16 protein-coding genes are annotated in these 17,018 nt (G+C 52.4%); 10 read left to right on the top strand and 6 right to left on the bottom strand.

All coding sequences use genetic code 11. The annotated features are described in order from the left end of the window. From G506_RS19925 to dinB, 10 genes are all read left to right on the top strand, one after another. Nucleotides 1–993, top strand: a complete 993-nt coding sequence (locus tag G506_RS19925) for a sterol desaturase family protein (protein WP_205619507.1) — start codon at nucleotides 1–3, stop codon at nucleotides 991–993. A 379-nt stretch (nucleotides 994–1,372) separates the two neighbouring features. Further along, nucleotides 1,373–2,713, top strand: a complete 1,341-nt coding sequence (locus G506_RS0115515) for a Na(+)-translocating NADH-quinone reductase subunit A (RefSeq protein ID WP_028117667.1) — start codon at nucleotides 1,373–1,375, stop codon at nucleotides 2,711–2,713. Then, nucleotides 2,713–3,939 carry an NADH:ubiquinone reductase (Na(+)-transporting) subunit B gene (locus tag G506_RS0115510; protein WP_028117666.1) on the top strand — a complete coding sequence of 409 codons (1,227 nt, stop codon included), beginning with the start codon at nucleotides 2,713–2,715 and terminating at the stop codon, nucleotides 3,937–3,939. The genes G506_RS0115515 and G506_RS0115510 overlap by 1 nt, the downstream gene beginning before the upstream one ends. After that, nucleotides 3,932–4,708: a Na(+)-translocating NADH-quinone reductase subunit C gene (locus tag G506_RS0115505; protein WP_028117665.1), complete on the top strand. Its 777-nt coding sequence runs from the start codon at nucleotides 3,932–3,934 to the stop codon at nucleotides 4,706–4,708. The genes G506_RS0115510 and G506_RS0115505 overlap by 8 nt, the downstream gene beginning before the upstream one ends. Next, nucleotides 4,701–5,333, top strand: a complete 633-nt coding sequence (locus tag G506_RS0115500; RefSeq protein ID WP_028117664.1) for an NADH:ubiquinone reductase (Na(+)-transporting) subunit D — start codon at nucleotides 4,701–4,703, stop codon at nucleotides 5,331–5,333. Before G506_RS0115505 ends, G506_RS0115500 begins: the two co-directional genes overlap by 8 nt. Before the next feature lie 5 nt (nucleotides 5,334–5,338). Continuing rightward, the gene (gene nqrE, locus G506_RS0115495) at nucleotides 5,339–5,947 is read left to right on the top strand and encodes an NADH:ubiquinone reductase (Na(+)-transporting) subunit E (protein ID WP_028117663.1); all 609 of its coding nucleotides are present in this window, start codon (nucleotides 5,339–5,341) and stop codon (nucleotides 5,945–5,947) included. A gap of 34 nt (nucleotides 5,948–5,981) precedes the next feature. Continuing rightward, nucleotides 5,982–7,205: an NADH:ubiquinone reductase (Na(+)-transporting) subunit F gene (gene nqrF / locus G506_RS0115490; protein ID WP_028117662.1), complete on the top strand. Its 1,224-nt coding sequence runs from the start codon at nucleotides 5,982–5,984 to the stop codon at nucleotides 7,203–7,205. A 47-nt stretch (nucleotides 7,206–7,252) separates the two neighbouring features. After that, on the top strand, nucleotides 7,253–8,272 hold the full coding sequence (locus G506_RS0115485) for an FAD:protein FMN transferase (RefSeq protein ID WP_240473442.1): 1,020 nt from the start codon (nucleotides 7,253–7,255) through the stop codon (nucleotides 8,270–8,272). A gap of 42 nt (nucleotides 8,273–8,314) precedes the next feature. Continuing rightward, nucleotides 8,315–8,536: a (Na+)-NQR maturation NqrM gene (nqrM, locus tag G506_RS0115480; protein WP_028117660.1), complete on the top strand. Its 222-nt coding sequence runs from the start codon at nucleotides 8,315–8,317 to the stop codon at nucleotides 8,534–8,536. A gap of 139 nt (nucleotides 8,537–8,675) precedes the next feature. Continuing rightward, on the top strand, nucleotides 8,676–9,728 hold the full coding sequence (gene dinB, locus G506_RS0115475) for a DNA polymerase IV (RefSeq protein WP_028117659.1): 1,053 nt from the start codon (nucleotides 8,676–8,678) through the stop codon (nucleotides 9,726–9,728). 103 nt (nucleotides 9,729–9,831) lie between these two features. Here the strand turns inward: dinB and G506_RS0115470 are convergent, their stop codons facing one another. From G506_RS0115470 to G506_RS0115445, 6 genes are all read right to left on the bottom strand, one after another. Continuing rightward, nucleotides 9,832–10,485, bottom strand: a complete 654-nt coding sequence (locus G506_RS0115470; protein ID WP_240473441.1) for a YceH family protein — start codon at nucleotides 10,483–10,485, stop codon at nucleotides 9,832–9,834. 98 nt (nucleotides 10,486–10,583) lie between these two features. Further along, nucleotides 10,584–12,764: a polysaccharide biosynthesis tyrosine autokinase gene (locus G506_RS0115465; RefSeq protein WP_028117657.1), complete on the bottom strand. Its 2,181-nt coding sequence runs from the start codon at nucleotides 12,762–12,764 to the stop codon at nucleotides 10,584–10,586. Between the two features lie 15 nt (nucleotides 12,765–12,779). After that, a complete protein-coding gene (locus tag G506_RS0115460; protein ID WP_028117656.1) occupies nucleotides 12,780–13,214 on the bottom strand; it encodes a low molecular weight protein-tyrosine-phosphatase in 435 nt (144 codons plus the stop codon). Continuing rightward, entirely contained in the window at nucleotides 13,214–14,422 is a 1,209-nt protein-coding gene (locus G506_RS0115455; RefSeq protein ID WP_276197860.1) for a polysaccharide export protein, read from the bottom strand. Before G506_RS0115455 ends, G506_RS0115460 begins: the two co-directional genes overlap by 1 nt. A gap of 123 nt (nucleotides 14,423–14,545) precedes the next feature. Continuing rightward, entirely contained in the window at nucleotides 14,546–16,048 is a 1,503-nt protein-coding gene (locus G506_RS0115450) for a peptide MFS transporter (RefSeq protein WP_028117654.1), read from the bottom strand. 364 nt (nucleotides 16,049–16,412) lie between these two features. After that, nucleotides 16,413–17,018 (bottom strand): arylesterase, encoded by a 606-nt coding sequence (locus G506_RS0115445; RefSeq protein ID WP_420806110.1) that lies wholly within the window; start codon nucleotides 17,016–17,018, stop codon nucleotides 16,413–16,415.

The raw sequence follows: 17,018 nt of genomic DNA, 5'->3' as shown, positions 1-17,018 counted from the left end.
ATGTTGGAGCAGCTGACAGGCAACCTGATTGAACTGGTCAATTATCCGTTGGATCCAACCAAGCGGATCTTTGGCCTCTATCTGTTGGGGGCGCTATTGCTGGTGTTGCCGCTTTATTGGCGGCAACGGCATAGCGGCAGCCGTTCACTGTGGCGTTTCCTGTTTCCAAGCCAAATCTATCGGCAGCCGTCGGTTGGTCATGATCTTGGCTTGTGGGTTATCAATAAGCTGATCCGCTCACTGCTGTTGCTGCCACTGATGCTGACCATGGTGCCGGTGGCGCTGGCGGTGAGTGATGGTTTGGAGTGGCTGTTTGGGCAGCCATTGGCATTGGTGTGGCCGCAATGGGCGGTCACCTTACTGTTCACCTTGCTGCTGTTCGTGCTGGATGATCTCAGCCGCTTCCTACTGCATTTGGCGATGCACAAGGTGCCGTGGCTATGGGATTACCACAAGGTACATCACAGTGCGCCGGTGTTGACGCCGATGACCATCTATCGCAGCCATCCGTTGGAAAGCTACCTCTATGCCTGTCGGATGGCGTTAAGCCAAGGGTTGGCTATCGGCATTGGCTATTTTCTGTTTGCCAGCTCACTGCAGGTTTACGATATTTTGGGCGCTAACCTGTTTGTGTTTTTGTTTAATCTGTTGGGCGCCAATCTGCGCCATAGCCACCTGTGGATCTCGTGGGGTACGCCACTGGAAAAGTGGTTTATCAGTCCTGCCCAGCACCAACTGCACCACAGCGATGATATTGCCCACCGTGATTGCAACTTAGGTTCGGCGCTTGCCTGTTGGGATCGCTGGTTTGGGCAATGGCTCCCCGCCGAACAAGCCGATCCCAAGTGCCTGACTTTCGGCTGTGGTAGCGCCGCTGGGCACGATTCATTACTGGGGCTGTACTTAACGCCCATTGGCGACAATCTTCAGCGACTGCGACGCTATTTGGTGCGTTGGCAACGGGCAATAATCGCCCCTGGCAACCGCGAATGACGTTGACCGTTTGGGTGCAATTGAATTACTGGTGATTGTTATTAAAACATCGACACAAGCAATGACTTAATTGCACATCAGATTGCTTAGGTAGATGAAATAACTAGCAAAAGCACCAAAAGCGACAGTTTGTTACTTGTGTTATCAAAAAGATATTTTTAGGTAGTCAGTTAGTGCTTTTTTCATGGCTCATGCTATGCGCTTGGGGTATTATGCGCCCGAGTCGCCGTGACGCGGGTCGCAAAAGGATAAAAAGTTTGCGCTAGGAGTGCGTGGGTGTCACCGCAAGATTGTCCGCAGTCTTAAATCATTCCCCCTCTCTTACATTGCCGCCGGCGTTTCGGTACATGGACTTCACAGCAACGCAGTGCAAGTGAGTATGATTACAATAAGCAAAGGATTGGATTTGCCCATCGCCGGCAAGCCACAACAGGCGATCCATGACGGGCCTCAGAGCTCGCGGGTTGCTATCTTGGGCGAAGAGTACATTGGCATGCGTCCCACCATGAAGGTGAAGGTCGGTGACACTGTATTGAAGGGACAAACGCTGTTTGAGGATAAGAAAAATCCTGGCGTGTTGTTCACCGCACCAGTTTCTGGAACCGTTACCGAAATCAACCGTGGTGCCCAACGGGTGCTGCAGTCGGTGGTAATTGCAACCAGTGACCAAGGCGCGATTGACTTCGCTCGTTTCGAAGCCGCTGAACTGGGGCAACTGACCCCACAACAAGTTCAGGATAACCTGGTTAATTCCGGTCTTTGGACCGCCCTGCGAACTCGGCCATTTTCGCGGGTACCCGTTTTGGGCAGCAACCCAGCGGCGATCTTCGTCACCGCCGTTGATACCAACCCATTGTGCGCCGATCCAGCGGTGATCATTGCCGAAAACAGCGATGCCTTTCGCGATGGTCTGACGGTATTGACTCGCCTCACTGACGGTAAAGTACATCTCTGTCATGGCCAGCAATCGCCGCTGGCGGAGTCGATCTCTGGGGTTGAAAGCCACGGCTTTGCTGGTAAGCATCCAGCCGGTTTGGTCGGTACCCATATTCACCACATTCTGCCGGCGAGCGCCTCGCGGATGGTCTGGCATATCGGCTATCAAGATGTGATTGCCATTGGCCAACTGTTTACCAGTGGTCAGCTGCAGAGCGAGCGCGTGATTGCGCTTGCCGGTCCGGCAGTGAAAGAGCCACGGTTGGTGCGGACTGTTGTCGGTGCCGATCTGACCGAAGTGGCGCAAGATCAGCTAAGCGACGACCATGTGCGATTAATCTCCGGCTCGGTGCTGTATGGCCGCACTGCCGAGGGGCCACATCGGTTCTTGGGCCGCTACCATCAACAGCTGACGGCGCTTAGCCAAGGCGATGAAAAAGAGCTGTTCGGTTGGGTGATGCCCGGCGCCGATAAGCACTCAATCACCCGCGCATTCCTGTCGCACCTCTCTCCAGCCAAGTTGTTTAATATGACCACCAGCACCGGCGGCTCCAAGCGCGCCATGGTGCCAATTGGCAACTATGAACGAGTGATGCCGCTGGATATTCTGCCAACGTTGCTGCTGCGGGATTTGATCGCCCGTGACACCGACAGTGCCCAACAACTTGGGGCATTAGAGTTGGATGAAGAAGATCTCGCGCTGTGCACCTACGTATGTCCAGGTAAGTACGATTACGGCGCCCACCTGCGTGCCTGTCTGGATATTATCGAGAGGGAAGGCTGATGAGCTTAAAAAACTTCATTGAAAAGATTGAGCCGCACTTTGAAAAGGGCGGCAAACATGAGAAGTGGTACGCCCTCTATGAGGCGGTCGCCACCATTCTCTACACCCCGGGCAGCACCACCAAGGGCGGCACTCACGTTCGTGACAATATCGATTTGAAGCGAATGATGATCACCGTGTGGTTGTGTACCTTTCCAGCGATGTTCTTCGGTATGTACAACGTCGGCCTGCAGGCGCAAGAAGCGCTGGCGGCCGGGTTTGCCACCCCAGACGTGTGGCAAGTGGCGTTGTTTGAAGCCGTTGGTGGCCAGATGAACGCCGATCTTGGGGTCGGCGGGTTGATGTTCTACGGCGCCTGTTTCTTCCTGCCAATCTACGCGGTCACCTTCGCGGTCGGTGGTTTTTGGGAGGTGGTGTTTGCCTCGGTGCGTAAGCATGAGATCAACGAAGGCTTCTTTGTTACCTCGGTGCTGTTTGCGCTGACGCTGCCAGCCACCATTCCACTGTGGCAGGTGGCCTTGGGGATCACCTTCGGTGTGGTGGTGGCCAAGGAGCTGTTTGGTGGCACCGGCCGTAACTTCTTAAATCCAGCACTGGCCGGTCGTGCCTTCCTGTTTTTTGCCTACCCAGCGCAGATCTCCGGTGATGAAGTGTGGGTTGCCGCTGACGGTTACTCTGGCGCGACCATGCTGTCACAAGCGGCGTCTGGGGCGGTCGACTTTGCCAACTACGGTTGGATGCAGGCGTTCTCGGATCCGCTGTGGTGGAACAGCTTTGTCGGCACCATCCAAGGTTCGGTTGGTGAAACCAGCACCTTGGCGCTGCTGATCGGTGGTCTGGCGATTATTTATGCTCGCATCGCCTCATGGCGGATTGTGCTGGGGGTGATGGCCGGGATGATTGCCACCGCGTCACTGTTTAACCTTATCGGTTCCGACAGCAACAGCATGTTCAACGTGCCGTGGACTTGGCACTTGGTGATGGGCGGTTTCGCCTTCGGCATGTTCTTTATGGCGACCGATCCTGTTTCGGCTTCGTTTACCAACAAAGGTAAGTGGGCCTATGGCGCGTTGATTGGGGTGATGGTGGTGTTGATCCGCGTGGTTAACCCGGCTTACCCAGAGGGGATGATGCTGGCGATCTTGTTCGCTAACTTGTGGGCACCGCTGTTCGATTACTTTGTTGCTCAGTCCAATATCAAACGGAGGTTGGCACGCCATGGCTAAGAACGAAACCTTTGGCAAAACCGTCGCTGTGGTACTGGGTCTGTGCCTAGTGTGTTCGCTGGTGGTGTCGGGGACTGCGGTGGCACTGAAGCCCACTCAGATCCAAAACAAGCTGCAAGATAAGCAGAAGTTCATCTTAGAAGCCGCCGGCATTGCCGTTGAAGGTGGCGATATCGCTGCCACGTACGGCAAGTATGTTGAGCCACGAGTGGTGGACTTTGCCAGCGGCAGTTTCAACAGCAGCATTGATGCGGTTACTTTTGATCAGCGCAAAGCGGCGCGAGATCCGGAATCCTCGCAAGAGCCTGCCAATGACATCGCCTCTATCAGTCGCCGTGCTGATAACGGCTTGGTGTATCTGGTTAAAGACGCCAGCGGCGACGTTGACACCTTGATTTTGCCGGTACACGGCTACGGTCTGTGGTCGATCATGTATGGCTTCTTGGCGCTGGATGCCGACGATCTCAACACCATTAAAGCGATGGTCTATTACGAGCAGGGGGAAACCCCCGGCCTCGGTGCTGAGGTGGAAAACCCAAAATGGAAGGCACTGTGGCCAAACAAACAAGCGTTTGATGCCAATGGTGAGATCGCCATTGAAGTGGTTAAAGGCGGCGCTAAGCCCGGCGATATCCACGGGGTTGATGGCTTGTCCGGCGCAACCCTAACCAGTAACGGCGTCACCAACAGCCTGCAGTTTTGGCTGGGCGCCGAAGGCTATGGACCATTTATCGCCAAAGCACGACAAGGAGGTCTGAACAATGGCTAATCAGCAGTCGTTAAAAGAGGTTCTGATTGGTCCGATTTGGGCCAACAACCCCATTGCGCTGCAGGTGTTGGGGGTGTGCTCGGCGCTGGCGGTGACTACTCGAATGGAGACCGCGCTGGTGATGTCACTGGCCCTGACCGCGGTGACCATGTTCTCTAATCTGTTTATCTCGATGATGCGACATCACATCCCTTCAAGCGTGCGGATCATTGTGCAGATGACGGTGATCGCCTCGCTGGTGATTGTGGTGGATCAGATCCTCAAAGCCTATGCCTTTGAAATCTCTAAGCAGTTATCGGTATTCGTTGGTTTGATCATCACCAACTGTATCGTGATGGGCCGCGCCGAAGCCTTTGCCATGAAAGAGCCACCGCTGCGCTCTTTGGTTGATGGCATCGGTAACGGTTTGGGTTACTCGGTGATCCTGTTGACCGTTGGTTTCTTCCGCGAACTGTTTGGTAACGGCACCCTGTTTGGGGTTGAGATCTTTACCAAGGTATCTGAGGGCGGCTGGTACTACCCCAACGGCTTGATGTCGTTCCCACCAAGTGCGTTCTTCCTGATTGGCTTCTTTATCTGGGTGCTGCGCACGTGGAAGCCAGACCAAGTTGAGCCTAAGGAGTAATTGGCATGGAACAGTACATTAGCCTATTTGTACGGGCGATCTTTATCGAGAACATGGCGCTGAGCTTCTTCTTGGGGATGTGTACCTTTTTGGCGGTATCGAAGAAAGTCTCTACTGCCATTGGCCTCGGGGTTGCCGTGATTGTGGTACTGACCCTAGCGGTGCCGGTAAACCAATTGATCTACTCCAATGTATTAGCCCCTGGGGCGCTGGCGTGGGCTGGTCTGCCGGAAGCGGACTTAAGCTTCTTAAGCTTTATCACCTTTATCGGGGTGATTGCGGCCTTGGTGCAGATCCTTGAGATGACCTTGGATAAGTACTTCCCGCCGCTGTACAACGCGCTGGGCATTTTCCTGCCACTGATCACCGTGAACTGTGCAATTTTCGGCGCCGTATCCTTTATGGCTAACAAGGATTACAACTTCGCTGAATCGGTAGTGTTCGGTTTGGGTGCCGGGGTTGGCTGGGCGATGGCGCTGGTATTGCTGGCCTCCATCCGTGAGAAGATGAAGTACGCCGATGTGCCAGACGGTTTGCGTGGTCTGGGGATCACTTTCGTCACCGCCGGTTTGATGGCGCTGGGCTTTATGTCCTTCTCCGGGGTGTCGCTGTAAGCGGCCGAGAACGTAGTAAGAAAAGGATTTGTCGATGGAAATTGTACTCGGCGTAGGGATGTTTACCGCAATCGTAACCGTGCTGGTATTGGTGATTATGTTCGCCAAGTCCAAGCTGGTACCCAGCGGTGACGTCACCATTAGCATCAACGGTGACGCCGATAAGGCGATCACCACCACTCCCGGCGACAAACTGTTGGGCGCACTGGCCGGTAACGGCATCTTTATCTCCTCAGCCTGTGGCGGCGGTGGCTCTTGCGGTCAGTGCCGAGTAAAAGTGCATGAGGGTGGCGGCGATATCCTGCCGACCGAAACCAGCCACGTGAACAAGCGTGAGGCGCGCGAAGGCTGTCGCTTGGCGTGTCAGGTGGCGGTCAAGCAAGATATGCAGATTGAGCTGCCAGAAGAGGTGTTCGGGGTTAAGCAATGGGAGTGCGAGGTTATCTCCAACGATAACAAAGCCACTTTCATTAAAGAGCTGAAGCTGCGGATCCCCGATGGCGAATCGGTACCATTCCGCGCTGGTGGTTACATCCAGATTGAAGCGCCAAAGCACCACGTTAAGTACGCCGATTTTGATGTGCCGGAAGAGTATCGCGGTGACTGGGAGCACTTTGGCTTCTTCAAATTAGAGTCTAAGTGTGACGAGCCGGTATTGCGGGCGTACTCAATGGCCAACTATCCGGAAGAGGAGGGCATCATTATGCTTAACGTCCGGATCGCCACCCCGCCACCACGCAATATGGAGCTACCACCGGGCAAGATGTCATCCTACATCTGGAGCCTCAAGGCCGGTGACAAGGTGATGATTTCAGGCCCGTTTGGTGAGTTCTTTGCCAAAGAGACTGAAGCGGAAATGGTGTTTGTTGGCGGTGGTGCTGGCATGGCGCCGATGCGCTCGCACATCTTCGATCAGCTTAAGCGCCTGAATTCAAAACGTAAGATCACCTTCTGGTACGGTGCCCGTTCCAAGCGAGAGATGTTCTACGTTGAAGACTTCGATGGCCTGCAGGCGGAGAACGACAACTTTAAGTGGCATGTGGCGCTGTCGGATCCGCAACCGGAAGACAACTGGGATGGCTACACCGGCTTTATCCACAACGTCTTGTATGAGAACTACCTTAAGGATCATGATGCGCCTGAGGATTGTGAGTTCTACATGTGTGGACCACCGATGATGAACGCCGCGGTGATCCAGATGCTGAAAGATCTGGGTGTTGAAGATGAAAACATTCTGTTGGATGATTTTGGTGGTTAACACTGAATCTATGAATGAACGAGATGTTTAGTACTCTTCGAATCAAGGTGCTAGCCCCTATCGGGCTAGCCCTTGTTGTTTTAGTCGGCCTGAGTGGTTGGCGTGTTAGTGGCTGGAGCTTTGGCCCTGAGCTGGTCAAGATCGCCGGCACCACTATGGGCACTACTTACCACATCAGTTGGATTGGTGATGCCGATCAAGCCGAGCAGATCCAAGCGGAGATTGACCAACGGCTAGTGGCGGTCAACCGGTCGATGTCGCATTACCAGAGCGACTCGCTGATCAGTCAGTTCAATGCGTCCAGCTCAACGGCACCGATGACCATCGACGAGGACTTCGCGATTGTGATGGCGGAATCGCTGTGGCTGTCGCAAGTTACCGACGGTGCCTTAGATGTAACCATTGCGCCATTGATTGACCTGTGGGGCTTTGGACCACAAGGTCAGGTGGATAGAGCGCCGTCCAGTCGGGAGATGGCCACCGCGTTGATGATGGTCGGGATGGATAAGTTAACGCTGACCGATAAGGCACTGGCGAAATCCGATCCATTGCTTACCTTGAACTTTTCCGCCATTGCTAAAGGTTATGGGGTCGATGTAGTGGCGGATCTGTTGGAGCAGCACGATATCGGCAACTATATGGTCGAGATCGGCGGTGAACTGCGCATTCGCGGCACCAAGCTCGATGAGCAGCCGTGGCGGATTGCTGTAGAGCGGCCCGATCCCAACGGCCGGCAGATCTTTGAGGTGATAGAGCCGGGTAATAACGCGGTGGCGACCTCCGGCGATTACCGCAATTTCTTTGAACAAGACGGGATCCGTTTCTCGCACTTGATTGATCCACGCAGTGGTAAGCCGATTACCAATCGATTAGCATCTGTGACAGTGATCACGGCATCCAGCATGCGTGCCGATGGTCTTGCCACCGCTTTTAGTGTGATGGGTAAAGAGGCCTCTCTGGCGTACGCTGAGGCCAATAACTTGGCGGTGATGTTGATTGAAAAACGCCTCGATGGTGAGTTTGATACTGCTTACAGCAGCGCCTTTAAGCCGTTTTTAGCGGATTGAGTGGCCTGCGGTAGGTACTGATAGATAAAGGAGTAACTATCGATGCAGACTGTTTTTGCCACCTTTGTAATTTTTTTATCGGTGTTTGTGCTGATGTCGGTGGGCTACATTATCAAGCGCAAGAGCGTCAGTGGTTCTTGTGGTGGCCTTGCCAATGTCGGGGTTGATAAAGCCTGCGATTGCCCAGAGCCTTGCGATAAGCGCAAAGCCAAGATGGCGGAAGAAGCGCGAGCAGCCAAACTGCAGCAGGACCGCATTATTTAAACGATTATCCCCGTTAGATTTAACGCCGAGGTGGTTTGCTACCTCGGCGTTTTTTTGGCGAGGAGAATTGTCTGACTGTTAGGCTGGCGCTAAACTTAACTGTATCTATATACAGTTTTTGGTTCGGTTTTTCGTCGCTATGTCATCCCCTCATTCGCGCAAAATCATTCATATTGATATGGACTGCTTCTACGCGGCGGTCGAGGTGCGCGATAATCCAGAACTGGCTGGCAAGCCGGTGGCGGTTGGTGGTCGTGCTGGTGGCCGTGGGGTGTTGTCGACCTGTAATTACGAAGCCCGTGCTTTTGGGGTGCGCAGTGCCATGCCCAGCAGCGAAGCGCTGCGACGTTGTCCACAGTTAATTATTGTGCCAGGACGGATGGCGGTCTATGTCGAGATCTCCAAGCAGATCCGCGCCATCTTCGAGCGTTACACCGCTAAAATCGAACCGTTGTCGTTGGACGAAGCTTTCTTGGACGTCAGCGACAGCGCTCAGTGTCGCGGCAGTGCGACCTTGATGGCTCAGCAAATTCGAGCTGAGATCTTAGCCGAAACGGGATTGACCGCATCCGCTGGCATCGCCAACTGTAAGTTTCTGGCGAAGATTGCCTCCGATGAAAATAAGCCCAATGGCCAATGTGTGGTGCTGCCGGAGCATAACGCCGAGTTCGCCGCTAAGTTGCCACTGCGTAAAATTCCTGGGGTTGGTCCGAAAACCGCCGAACGTCTGGCTGAGCGCGGCTTAACCCTTGGCGCAGACGTTCTTCAGCACACCCCTGAGGCATTGGAGCAATGGCTCGGCAAGTTTGGTCCAGTGCTCTATCAGCGGGCGCAGGGGATTGATAATCGCGAGGTGATTAGTGAGCGGGTGCGTAAATCGGTGGGCGCGGAAACCACCTTGCTGACCGATTTAGGCAGTGAAACTGAATGTTTGCTGGAGCTGCGCAAGCTGTTGCCGAAGTTAGCCCAGCGTTTGGGTACCCGCGCTTTTAAAGGCATTCATCTGAAACTCAAGTTCAGTGACTTTCAGCAAACTACGGTGTCACGACAGGCGACCCAGTTGGATGAGGTGATTATCCGTGCCTTGCTGCAAACCGGTTATCAGCGTGCAGAGGGGCGAGGGGTGCGCTTGGTGGGGTTAAGCGTCAGTTTGGATGATAACGACAGCCAGCAGTTGCAGTTGGCGATATAAGGTCGGTTGTCGGTTAGCTGATATATATCGTTAGACAAGCTAAGGATGTGGCCTAGGAGCCTATCTTGTAGCTCCTAATCCACATCCTGGATTATGGAATGGCTTACGCTAACAACCCTTTTAAACGCTCAATTTCCAGCTTAAGGATGGCGTTCTCTTTTTCTAGCTCGGCAATCCGGGCTTTATCATCGGCAACCAGCTCGGCGGTGGTGACCATCGTCAACTCGCCGGAAAACAGATGACCATAACGACTTTCCCGTTTGCCCGCTTCCCGTGGCAACTGGGCCACTAATTCGCGTCCAATTAAGGTTTGCAGCACCTGCTCGGTTTCGCTGACATCGCGAAACTCACACTGACGATTGGTGCGGGAGCGCAGCTCACCAGGGGTTTGTGGGCCACGTAGCAACAACACGCAGATAATGGCGCGTTCTTGATCGGTGAGTTTGAGGCCGCCGAATGGGGTATTGCAGAAGCGGTGTTTGTACTTACTTACTCGAGCGCTGCTCTCTTCTTGCAGCAGTCGTTTTTGCAGCAGTTGGTCGACGGTTTGTTTGATCTCGTTGTCACTTAAGGACAACACCGGCTCACGATTGCTCTTCTGATTACAGGCGTTTTTCAGGGAGTTTAAAGTGAGCGGATATTGGTCCGGCGTAGTGGCTTCTTTCTCCAACATACAACCGATGATGCGGGCTTCGTTAAGGCTCAAGGTATCCACGGCAAACTCCTTCATAGTGGCTTGCTGACAGGTTTTAGCCATAAATCGTCGATTAAGCAATTGATGCTGGGCAGATCTTTGAGGCAAGACGCGGCAAAAATGACAACGCCCACATCACTGTGGGCGTTGACTAAGCCGGTTTATTTGCTGCTGTAATCGTATTGGTAGTAACCGTAGTTGCCGTAGCCTCCGGCTTGTTTGACCAACTGGTTGAGGATTACCCCCTTGATCTGCACGCCACTGGTGGCAAACCGTTGTACCGCGAACTCAATCTCTTTTAGTGGCGTTTCACGGTGCTTGACCACCATGATTGAAGTACCGGCTATCGCACCAACGATGGCAGCATCGGTCACCGCTAAAATCGGCGGGGTATCAATAATCACTAAATCGTAATTGCTCGAAGCCCACTGCATAAACTCACGGAATTTTGGCAACATCAACAGTTCCGCCGGGTTTGGCGGTACTTGCCCACGAGGCACAAAGTCCATGTTGTCAACCAGGGTTGAGCGGATAGTTTGCTCACGACTGACTTTTCCGGCCAAGAAATCTGACAAGCCATCATCCCATGAACAGCCGAACATCCGTTGCATATAGCCTTTTCGCATATCGGCATCGATGACCAGCACCTTGCTACCACTATTGGCCATTACCGTGCCAAGGTTGGCGGAGATAAAACTCTTGCCAATATTAGGGGCTGGACCGGATAGCATTAAGATGTTGTTTTGCGACTCGAGCATCGCAAAGTGCAAACTGGTACGCAGACTGCGCAGGGCTTCAACCGACAGATCGGCCGGATTGACATGCGCCAGCAGTGCATGGCCGCCGTCTAACTTAGTTTTAGTGGATAGCCGTTTCTGTCGAGTCTCTAATGATCCTTGGAATTCCGATTTAGGCACCGAAGCGTAGACTGACAGTCCAAGTTCTTCGATCTGCTCTGGCGTTTCTACGCCACGTTTGAGCATGGCTCGAACCAACACCAATGCGATCGAGGCCATAAAGCCCAGTAAGGTAGCAAGTACCGCAATCAGCGCCTTTTTCGGTTTGATTGGTTGCACCTGAGCTACCGCTGCATCAATGATCCGCACGTTACCCACGGTGGAGGCTTTGACAATGGCCAGTTCTTGGGCGTGATTGAGCAGTTGCAGATAGATGGTCTGCGCTACTTCAACATCACGGCGTAGTCGCAGCAACTGTTGTTGAGTTTCTGGCAGTTGTTCAATTTGGCTGGTTAGGCCATCTTTTTGTTGTTGCAGATCTTGTCGCTGCTGCAGTAGCGCTTGGTAAACCGGGTGCGATTGGGTATAGAGCTGTTGGATCTCAGTCTCTTTGATGTTCAGCTCATTTAAGCGGCGTTCATATTCAACCACGCTTTTTAGCACCGCTTCGGTTTCTAGGCTCATGTCGACGGAACGCACTGTGCTTTGAAAATCGTTCAAAGCGGTTTCGGCGCGTTCGAGTTTGGCCTTCATTTCCGGCAGGTTTTGCTCGACAAATTGTAAGCTATTTTCTGCTTCGGCAGACATCCGTTTGATGTTCTGCAGCAGATAGTAGTGGCTCACTTTATCGAGAACCTCAACCAAGTGTTGTTTATCTTGGCCTTGCAGGGTTAACGCTAAAATGCCGCTTTGCTTGCCACGCTCGGAGATAGCTAAGTCTCGCTTAAGCGATTCGATAACCGTAATTTCATCCAACTTGCTTACGGTAAAGCGAGTGCCCAGTGCTGCATTGATTTCACTAATGCGGATACTAATGCCGTTTTGGTTAACACTTTCACCAATCTTGCCCTGCAACAGCACCTCGTCCTCCAGGCGCAGTTGGTAGCCTGATGTGGTGGTTTCTAGGGTTAAAGCTTGGCCCAATAAATTGCGAGGCACTTGCAGTTCTGCAACGTTAATTTGTTCGCCGCCAAGTGCATAGCCCTGCCATTGGCTTGGCTGGTTGTGTTGGTTGCGACGGGCCAAATAGTTGCCAATTATTGGAAGGTATTGGGGGGTGACGGCGGTGGTTAGATCCAGCGCATGTACGACATCTCCAAGTACCATCCGCGACTTGATGATTTCGATTTCAGTGACCGATTCGCTCTCGGTTGCGAACATCTCACTCATCTCGCCAAGGCCTGGCACCCCAGAGGATTTGCTTTCTACCTGCACAAGAGCATCAGCTTGATAGATTGGCGTTGATATGACGGCGATTGCCACACCAACCGCGGCGAAAGCCGCGGTAATCGCAACGATCAGTTTACTCCCTTCGAGCAAATGACCGAAAAGCCGACTTAAATCAATCTCATCATCATTGTGAGTTGTGGTTTTAATATTAGACATTGCTATCTCTGTCAGTTAGCCGAGCACTTTGGCCCAACTGGCTGTGCTGTTTTCCATAAGGGTATAAACGTGTTCAAAGGCTTCACGACTTTGACGATAGGGATCGGGGATTTCGAGATCCTGTTGCCATTTACCAAGCAAAAACACTTTACCTCGACTGCCAGGAGCTATTCGTTCCACGGCAGCAATATGGCCTTTCTCCATAACGATGATTAGGTCAGCCATTGCGGCAATAGCGGCAGTCAACTGGCGACCTCGATGGTCGGTTCCATCGAAATTGTGCTCTGCCGCCAGCGCCATGGCGGTGGCATCCATGGGTTTATCAACTAGAGCGCCAACGCCGGCAGAACTGATGTGCTTGTTGGGCCAACGTTGTTTAAACATCAACTCTACCGTTGGTGATCGACAGATATTACCAACGCAAACAATTAAAATATTTTCAAACTTCATTAGAAACTGCGTACTCGCTGAACGCCTTCGGTGATTTCATTGACTGCACTGATGGTTGGGATTAACTGTGATAGAACTCGGTTCCAACGAGCCACCGGTTCAGCAGTAACGTAGACAATATCCCGTGCCTGTAATGGAAATTGGTCTGCAAATACCAGTGCGCGCGCATCGCTGATGTCCATCTGATAAACATCGGCCAGTGCCTTACTGGAGTTGTTCGCGCGAATAACAAAGATGCCACTGGCATTGGCGCTGCCCTCGTCAATACCACCGGTCTCCGCTAGGGCTTCGGCTAGGGTAATGCCTTGGCGTTGAATGCTGACCGGCTGAGGTGAAGATACTTCACCTAAAACGAAAACCTTATTGTGGTCGTTGCGGCTAACGTGAATTACATCATTGTGCTGCAATAGGTAGTTTTGCGTAAGATCGCCCTGCTCGTACAGCGCTTTTAGCGAGAGTTGAAACTCATTGCCGTTGCGGCTAAGAATAACGTTTTCCCAGTCTGCGTCGGCATTTAGACCTCCAGCATAGTTAACTGCATCCAACGCAGTTAATGGTATGTTGGTTAACGGCAGTTGCCCGGCTTTGTTTACTTCGCCAGTGATATAAACGCGCTGTGAGCGGAACGCGGCCACTGACACATCAATTTGTGGGCTTTCGATATACTTGGCGAGCCGAGAGGCCAGTAGGTCACGAATTTCGGTAACCAATAATCCAGCAACCTTAATATTACCAACATACGGATAATAGATGGTGCCGTCATTGTGTACCCAGTTACCAGCATCTTGGGCGCTACGGTAAGAGCCAGCAGGAATAGTCAGTTCAGGGTGATCCCAGACGGTGATGTTAAGGACGTCGCCATTGCCAACTCGATAATCGTAATTGGCAATAGCTTGATCCAATTCAAGGTTAACTCTTTGCGGTTGATGAGTTGGCTTGAGTCGCTGAATTAGCTCTGGAGTGATTGCTTGTACGGCTAATTGCTCGGAAGCCTCTCTGCTACTGGTTTCGCTTGCGTGGTTTGTGTAAGAACCATTGTTGACGTGAGAGCCAGGGACAGCACAGCCACTGATTAACATTACCAGCACACTGACGCTAAATAGGCGAGAAGGCATCATCGTATTGTTCATTAATAATTGGTTTAGCATACAAGTTGTCAAGAAAAACAGACTGTTAAATGACAGTTGTCTGGAAAAAAATTCTTTCAATATTATCTGATCTAGCTTGTCAGTTCGATAGTTGGTGAGGTGTTATGTGACATTGACATTATCAACAGAAAAGCCCCAAAACCATCTGATTTTGGGGCTTTATTTTAGAAACTTTGTTAAATCTTAACGAGATACGCTGTCGTGTTCGCCGACGATCTCCATCTCTTGTTCAAGTGCGCTAGCTTCATCTTGGTTGCTGTGGCCAGATTCGGCGCCGTGCATCCAATCCACCAGTTTGTCGGAAACGAGGTACAGCAATACGCCAGAGGCGGCGGCGGTGATGAAGATGCCGGAGAAGATTGCCATCGCATTTTCCAGCTGAGTCGCAGCATCGCCACCGTGGCCGATCAGCGAGCCAACGAAACCGGCAACCTTGTTGGATACCGCAATAAACAGGAACCACGCGCCCATCATCAAGGAAGCCATACGCAGCGGTGCCAGCTTGGTTACCATCGACAGGCCAATTGGCGATAAACACAGTTCACCCATGGTATGGAAGAAGTAGGCCCCGACCAGCCACCACATTGATGACTTAGCGGTTGGATCGCCGTTCATCTCCATTACCGCGCCCATCATAAACAGGAAGCCAATGCCCAGCAGAATCAAACCTAAGGCGAATTTCACCGGGGAGTTCGGTTCTTTGCTGCCCAAACGCACCCAAATGGAGGCGATGATTGGCGCAAACAGCACGATAAAGATGGCGTTCAGTGACTGGAAGTAAGTGGTTGGTACTTCCCAAGAGCCGATGGTGCGGTCGGTGAACTCGTTGGTGAACAGGTTCATCAGGCCGCCCGCTTGCTCAAAGCCAGCCCAGAATACGATGGTAAACAGACCCAGTACCATGATCACTTTGATGCGGTCGCGTTCTACTTTGGTCAGTGGTTCTTTCTTATCTGACTTCTGCTGTTGCTTGGCCAGTTTGGCCGCCGGCACAGTACCGATATCGCCCAACAGTTTTTGTGCCCAAATTGCTTGGATCACGATCGACAGCAACATACCGATACCGGCAAGCACGAAGCCTGCTTGCCAGTCGTTAACGAATACTTCTTGGCCGTTAATGATCTGGGTGCTACCGAAGTAGGTGTATGCCCACGCCACCAAGAAACCAGACAGTGCAGCACCAACGTTGATGCCCATGTAGAAGATAGTGAAAGCCCCGTCGCGGCGATGATCGCCTTCAGCGTACAGGTCGCCAACCATGGTAGAGATGTTTGGTTTAAACAGGCCATTACCCAAAATCAGGATGCCTAAGCCCAAATAAAACACCTCGGTTTCCATGCCGGGAACCCAAGCGTGCGGGGTACCCAGCAGGAATTGGCCGATGGCCATCATGGCGCCGCCGATCATGATTGATTTACGTTGACCGATAACGTTGTCCGCCAACCAACCGCCGATCAGTGGGGTCAGGTACACCAAGCCGGTGAAGGTGCCATATAGCGATAGGGCGTCAGCTTGAGTCCAGCCCAGACCGCCGCCACCTTGTTTGCTGACTTGGTCAACCAAGTACAGTACCAAAATGGCGCGCATGGCGTAGTAGGAGAAACGTTCCCACAGCTCGGTGGTGAACAGCAGGAACAAGCCTTTAGGGTGTCCTAAAAACTCGCCGCGATTGATGTGTGAGCTCATTTGCGAGATTACCTTGATTTATAAGACAAAAGTCCGCTTTGTGCGGCTTCTTAAGGCGCTTGTTATGGTGTTATATCGCCGCTGCTCTGAAGAGCAGATCGGCATACCTTAGCGGGTATAAGCTGGAAAGGAAAGTATCCAGCGCACGCTTTACCGCAACCGTTGCAACGCTGATGGCGCTTGAGTTTGCTGGTAACTGAACGGATTTAGATGGGGAATTTTTATGGTATCGGTGCAACTCGCTAAATTCCCAGTCGTTGTCAGCGGTTTTTTACAGCGATAAGTGAAAGCGCCGCGCTCAAGTATTGCTCGTAAGGCATGGACACGGCGATTGCAGTGACTGTTACGGTGGTAACGGCAATGGTTATTGCTGGCGTTGCGCTTCTGCTGGCAGTAACCACGGTTCTAGGAAGTCGGCTATCAACGGTTGCGCTTGGCGGTTGGGATGAATGCCGTCGCGTTGCATCAGCTCCGGTTTCGGCGCGATTTCGGTCATAAAGAACGGCACTAGGGTCAACTGATATTCGGAATTAAGAGTTTGAAACACTTGTGCAAATTGCTCGGTATAACGACGACCATAGTTTGGTGGTAGCATCACTTCAGAGAGCAAAATTTGACTGCCATGCTGCTGGCCTAGTTCGATGATCTTAGCCAGATTGTTGCGAGTAATTGGCGGTGGGAAGCCGCGTAAACCATCGTTACCGCCAAGTTCAACAAAGATCCATTGTGGCTTATGGGTCGTTAGCAGTTGCGGCAGTCGACGCAGCGCGCCACCACTGGTTTCGCCACTGACGGAGGCGTTGATTAAGGTGGCGTCAGGATGACGTTGACGCAGGATCTCTACCCAGCCCTCCTGCTCATCCATGCCGTAGCTGGCGCTCAAGCTGTCGCCCAGGATCATCATTGACACTGGCTCGGCCCAGGCCTGGCCAAACTGCAGAATAAATATCAGAAATAAGGATTTACGCAC

The organism is Ferrimonas senticii DSM 18821 (assembly GCF_000422665.1).
Lineage (GTDB): Bacteria > Pseudomonadota > Gammaproteobacteria > Enterobacterales > Shewanellaceae > Ferrimonas > Ferrimonas senticii.
Note: the sequence above shows the minus strand (reverse complement) of the source record. Positions and strands in the feature narration are given on the sequence as shown.

What these genes read in the sequence shown, in the direction of transcription:
- nqrF (WP_028117662.1), top strand. Translation starts at nt 5,982, where the DNA reads ATGGAAATTGTACTCGGCGTAGGGATGTTTACCGCAATCGTAACCGTG.
- G506_RS0115510 (WP_028117666.1), top strand. Translation starts at nt 2,713, where the DNA reads ATGAGCTTAAAAAACTTCATTGAAAAGATTGAGCCGCACTTTGAAAAG.
- G506_RS0115515 (WP_028117667.1), top strand. Translation starts at nt 1,373, where the DNA reads ATGATTACAATAAGCAAAGGATTGGATTTGCCCATCGCCGGCAAGCCA.
- G506_RS0115460 (WP_028117656.1), bottom strand. Translation starts at nt 13,214, where the DNA reads ATGAAGTTTGAAAATATTTTAATTGTTTGCGTTGGTAATATCTGTCGA.
- G506_RS0115465 (WP_028117657.1), bottom strand. Translation starts at nt 12,764, where the DNA reads ATGTCTAATATTAAAACCACAACTCACAATGATGATGAGATTGATTTA.
- nqrM (WP_028117660.1), top strand. Translation starts at nt 8,315, where the DNA reads ATGCAGACTGTTTTTGCCACCTTTGTAATTTTTTTATCGGTGTTTGTG.
- G506_RS0115500 (WP_028117664.1), top strand. Translation starts at nt 4,701, where the DNA reads ATGGCTAATCAGCAGTCGTTAAAAGAGGTTCTGATTGGTCCGATTTGG.
- G506_RS19925 (WP_205619507.1), top strand. Translation starts at nt 1, where the DNA reads ATGTTGGAGCAGCTGACAGGCAACCTGATTGAACTGGTCAATTATCCG.
- G506_RS0115505 (WP_028117665.1), top strand. Translation starts at nt 3,932, where the DNA reads ATGGCTAAGAACGAAACCTTTGGCAAAACCGTCGCTGTGGTACTGGGT.
- dinB (WP_028117659.1), top strand. Translation starts at nt 8,676, where the DNA reads ATGTCATCCCCTCATTCGCGCAAAATCATTCATATTGATATGGACTGC.
- nqrE (WP_028117663.1), top strand. Translation starts at nt 5,339, where the DNA reads ATGGAACAGTACATTAGCCTATTTGTACGGGCGATCTTTATCGAGAAC.
- G506_RS0115470 (WP_240473441.1), bottom strand. Translation starts at nt 10,485, where the DNA reads ATGGCTAAAACCTGTCAGCAAGCCACTATGAAGGAGTTTGCCGTGGAT.
- G506_RS0115450 (WP_028117654.1), bottom strand. Translation starts at nt 16,048, where the DNA reads ATGAGCTCACACATCAATCGCGGCGAGTTTTTAGGACACCCTAAAGGC.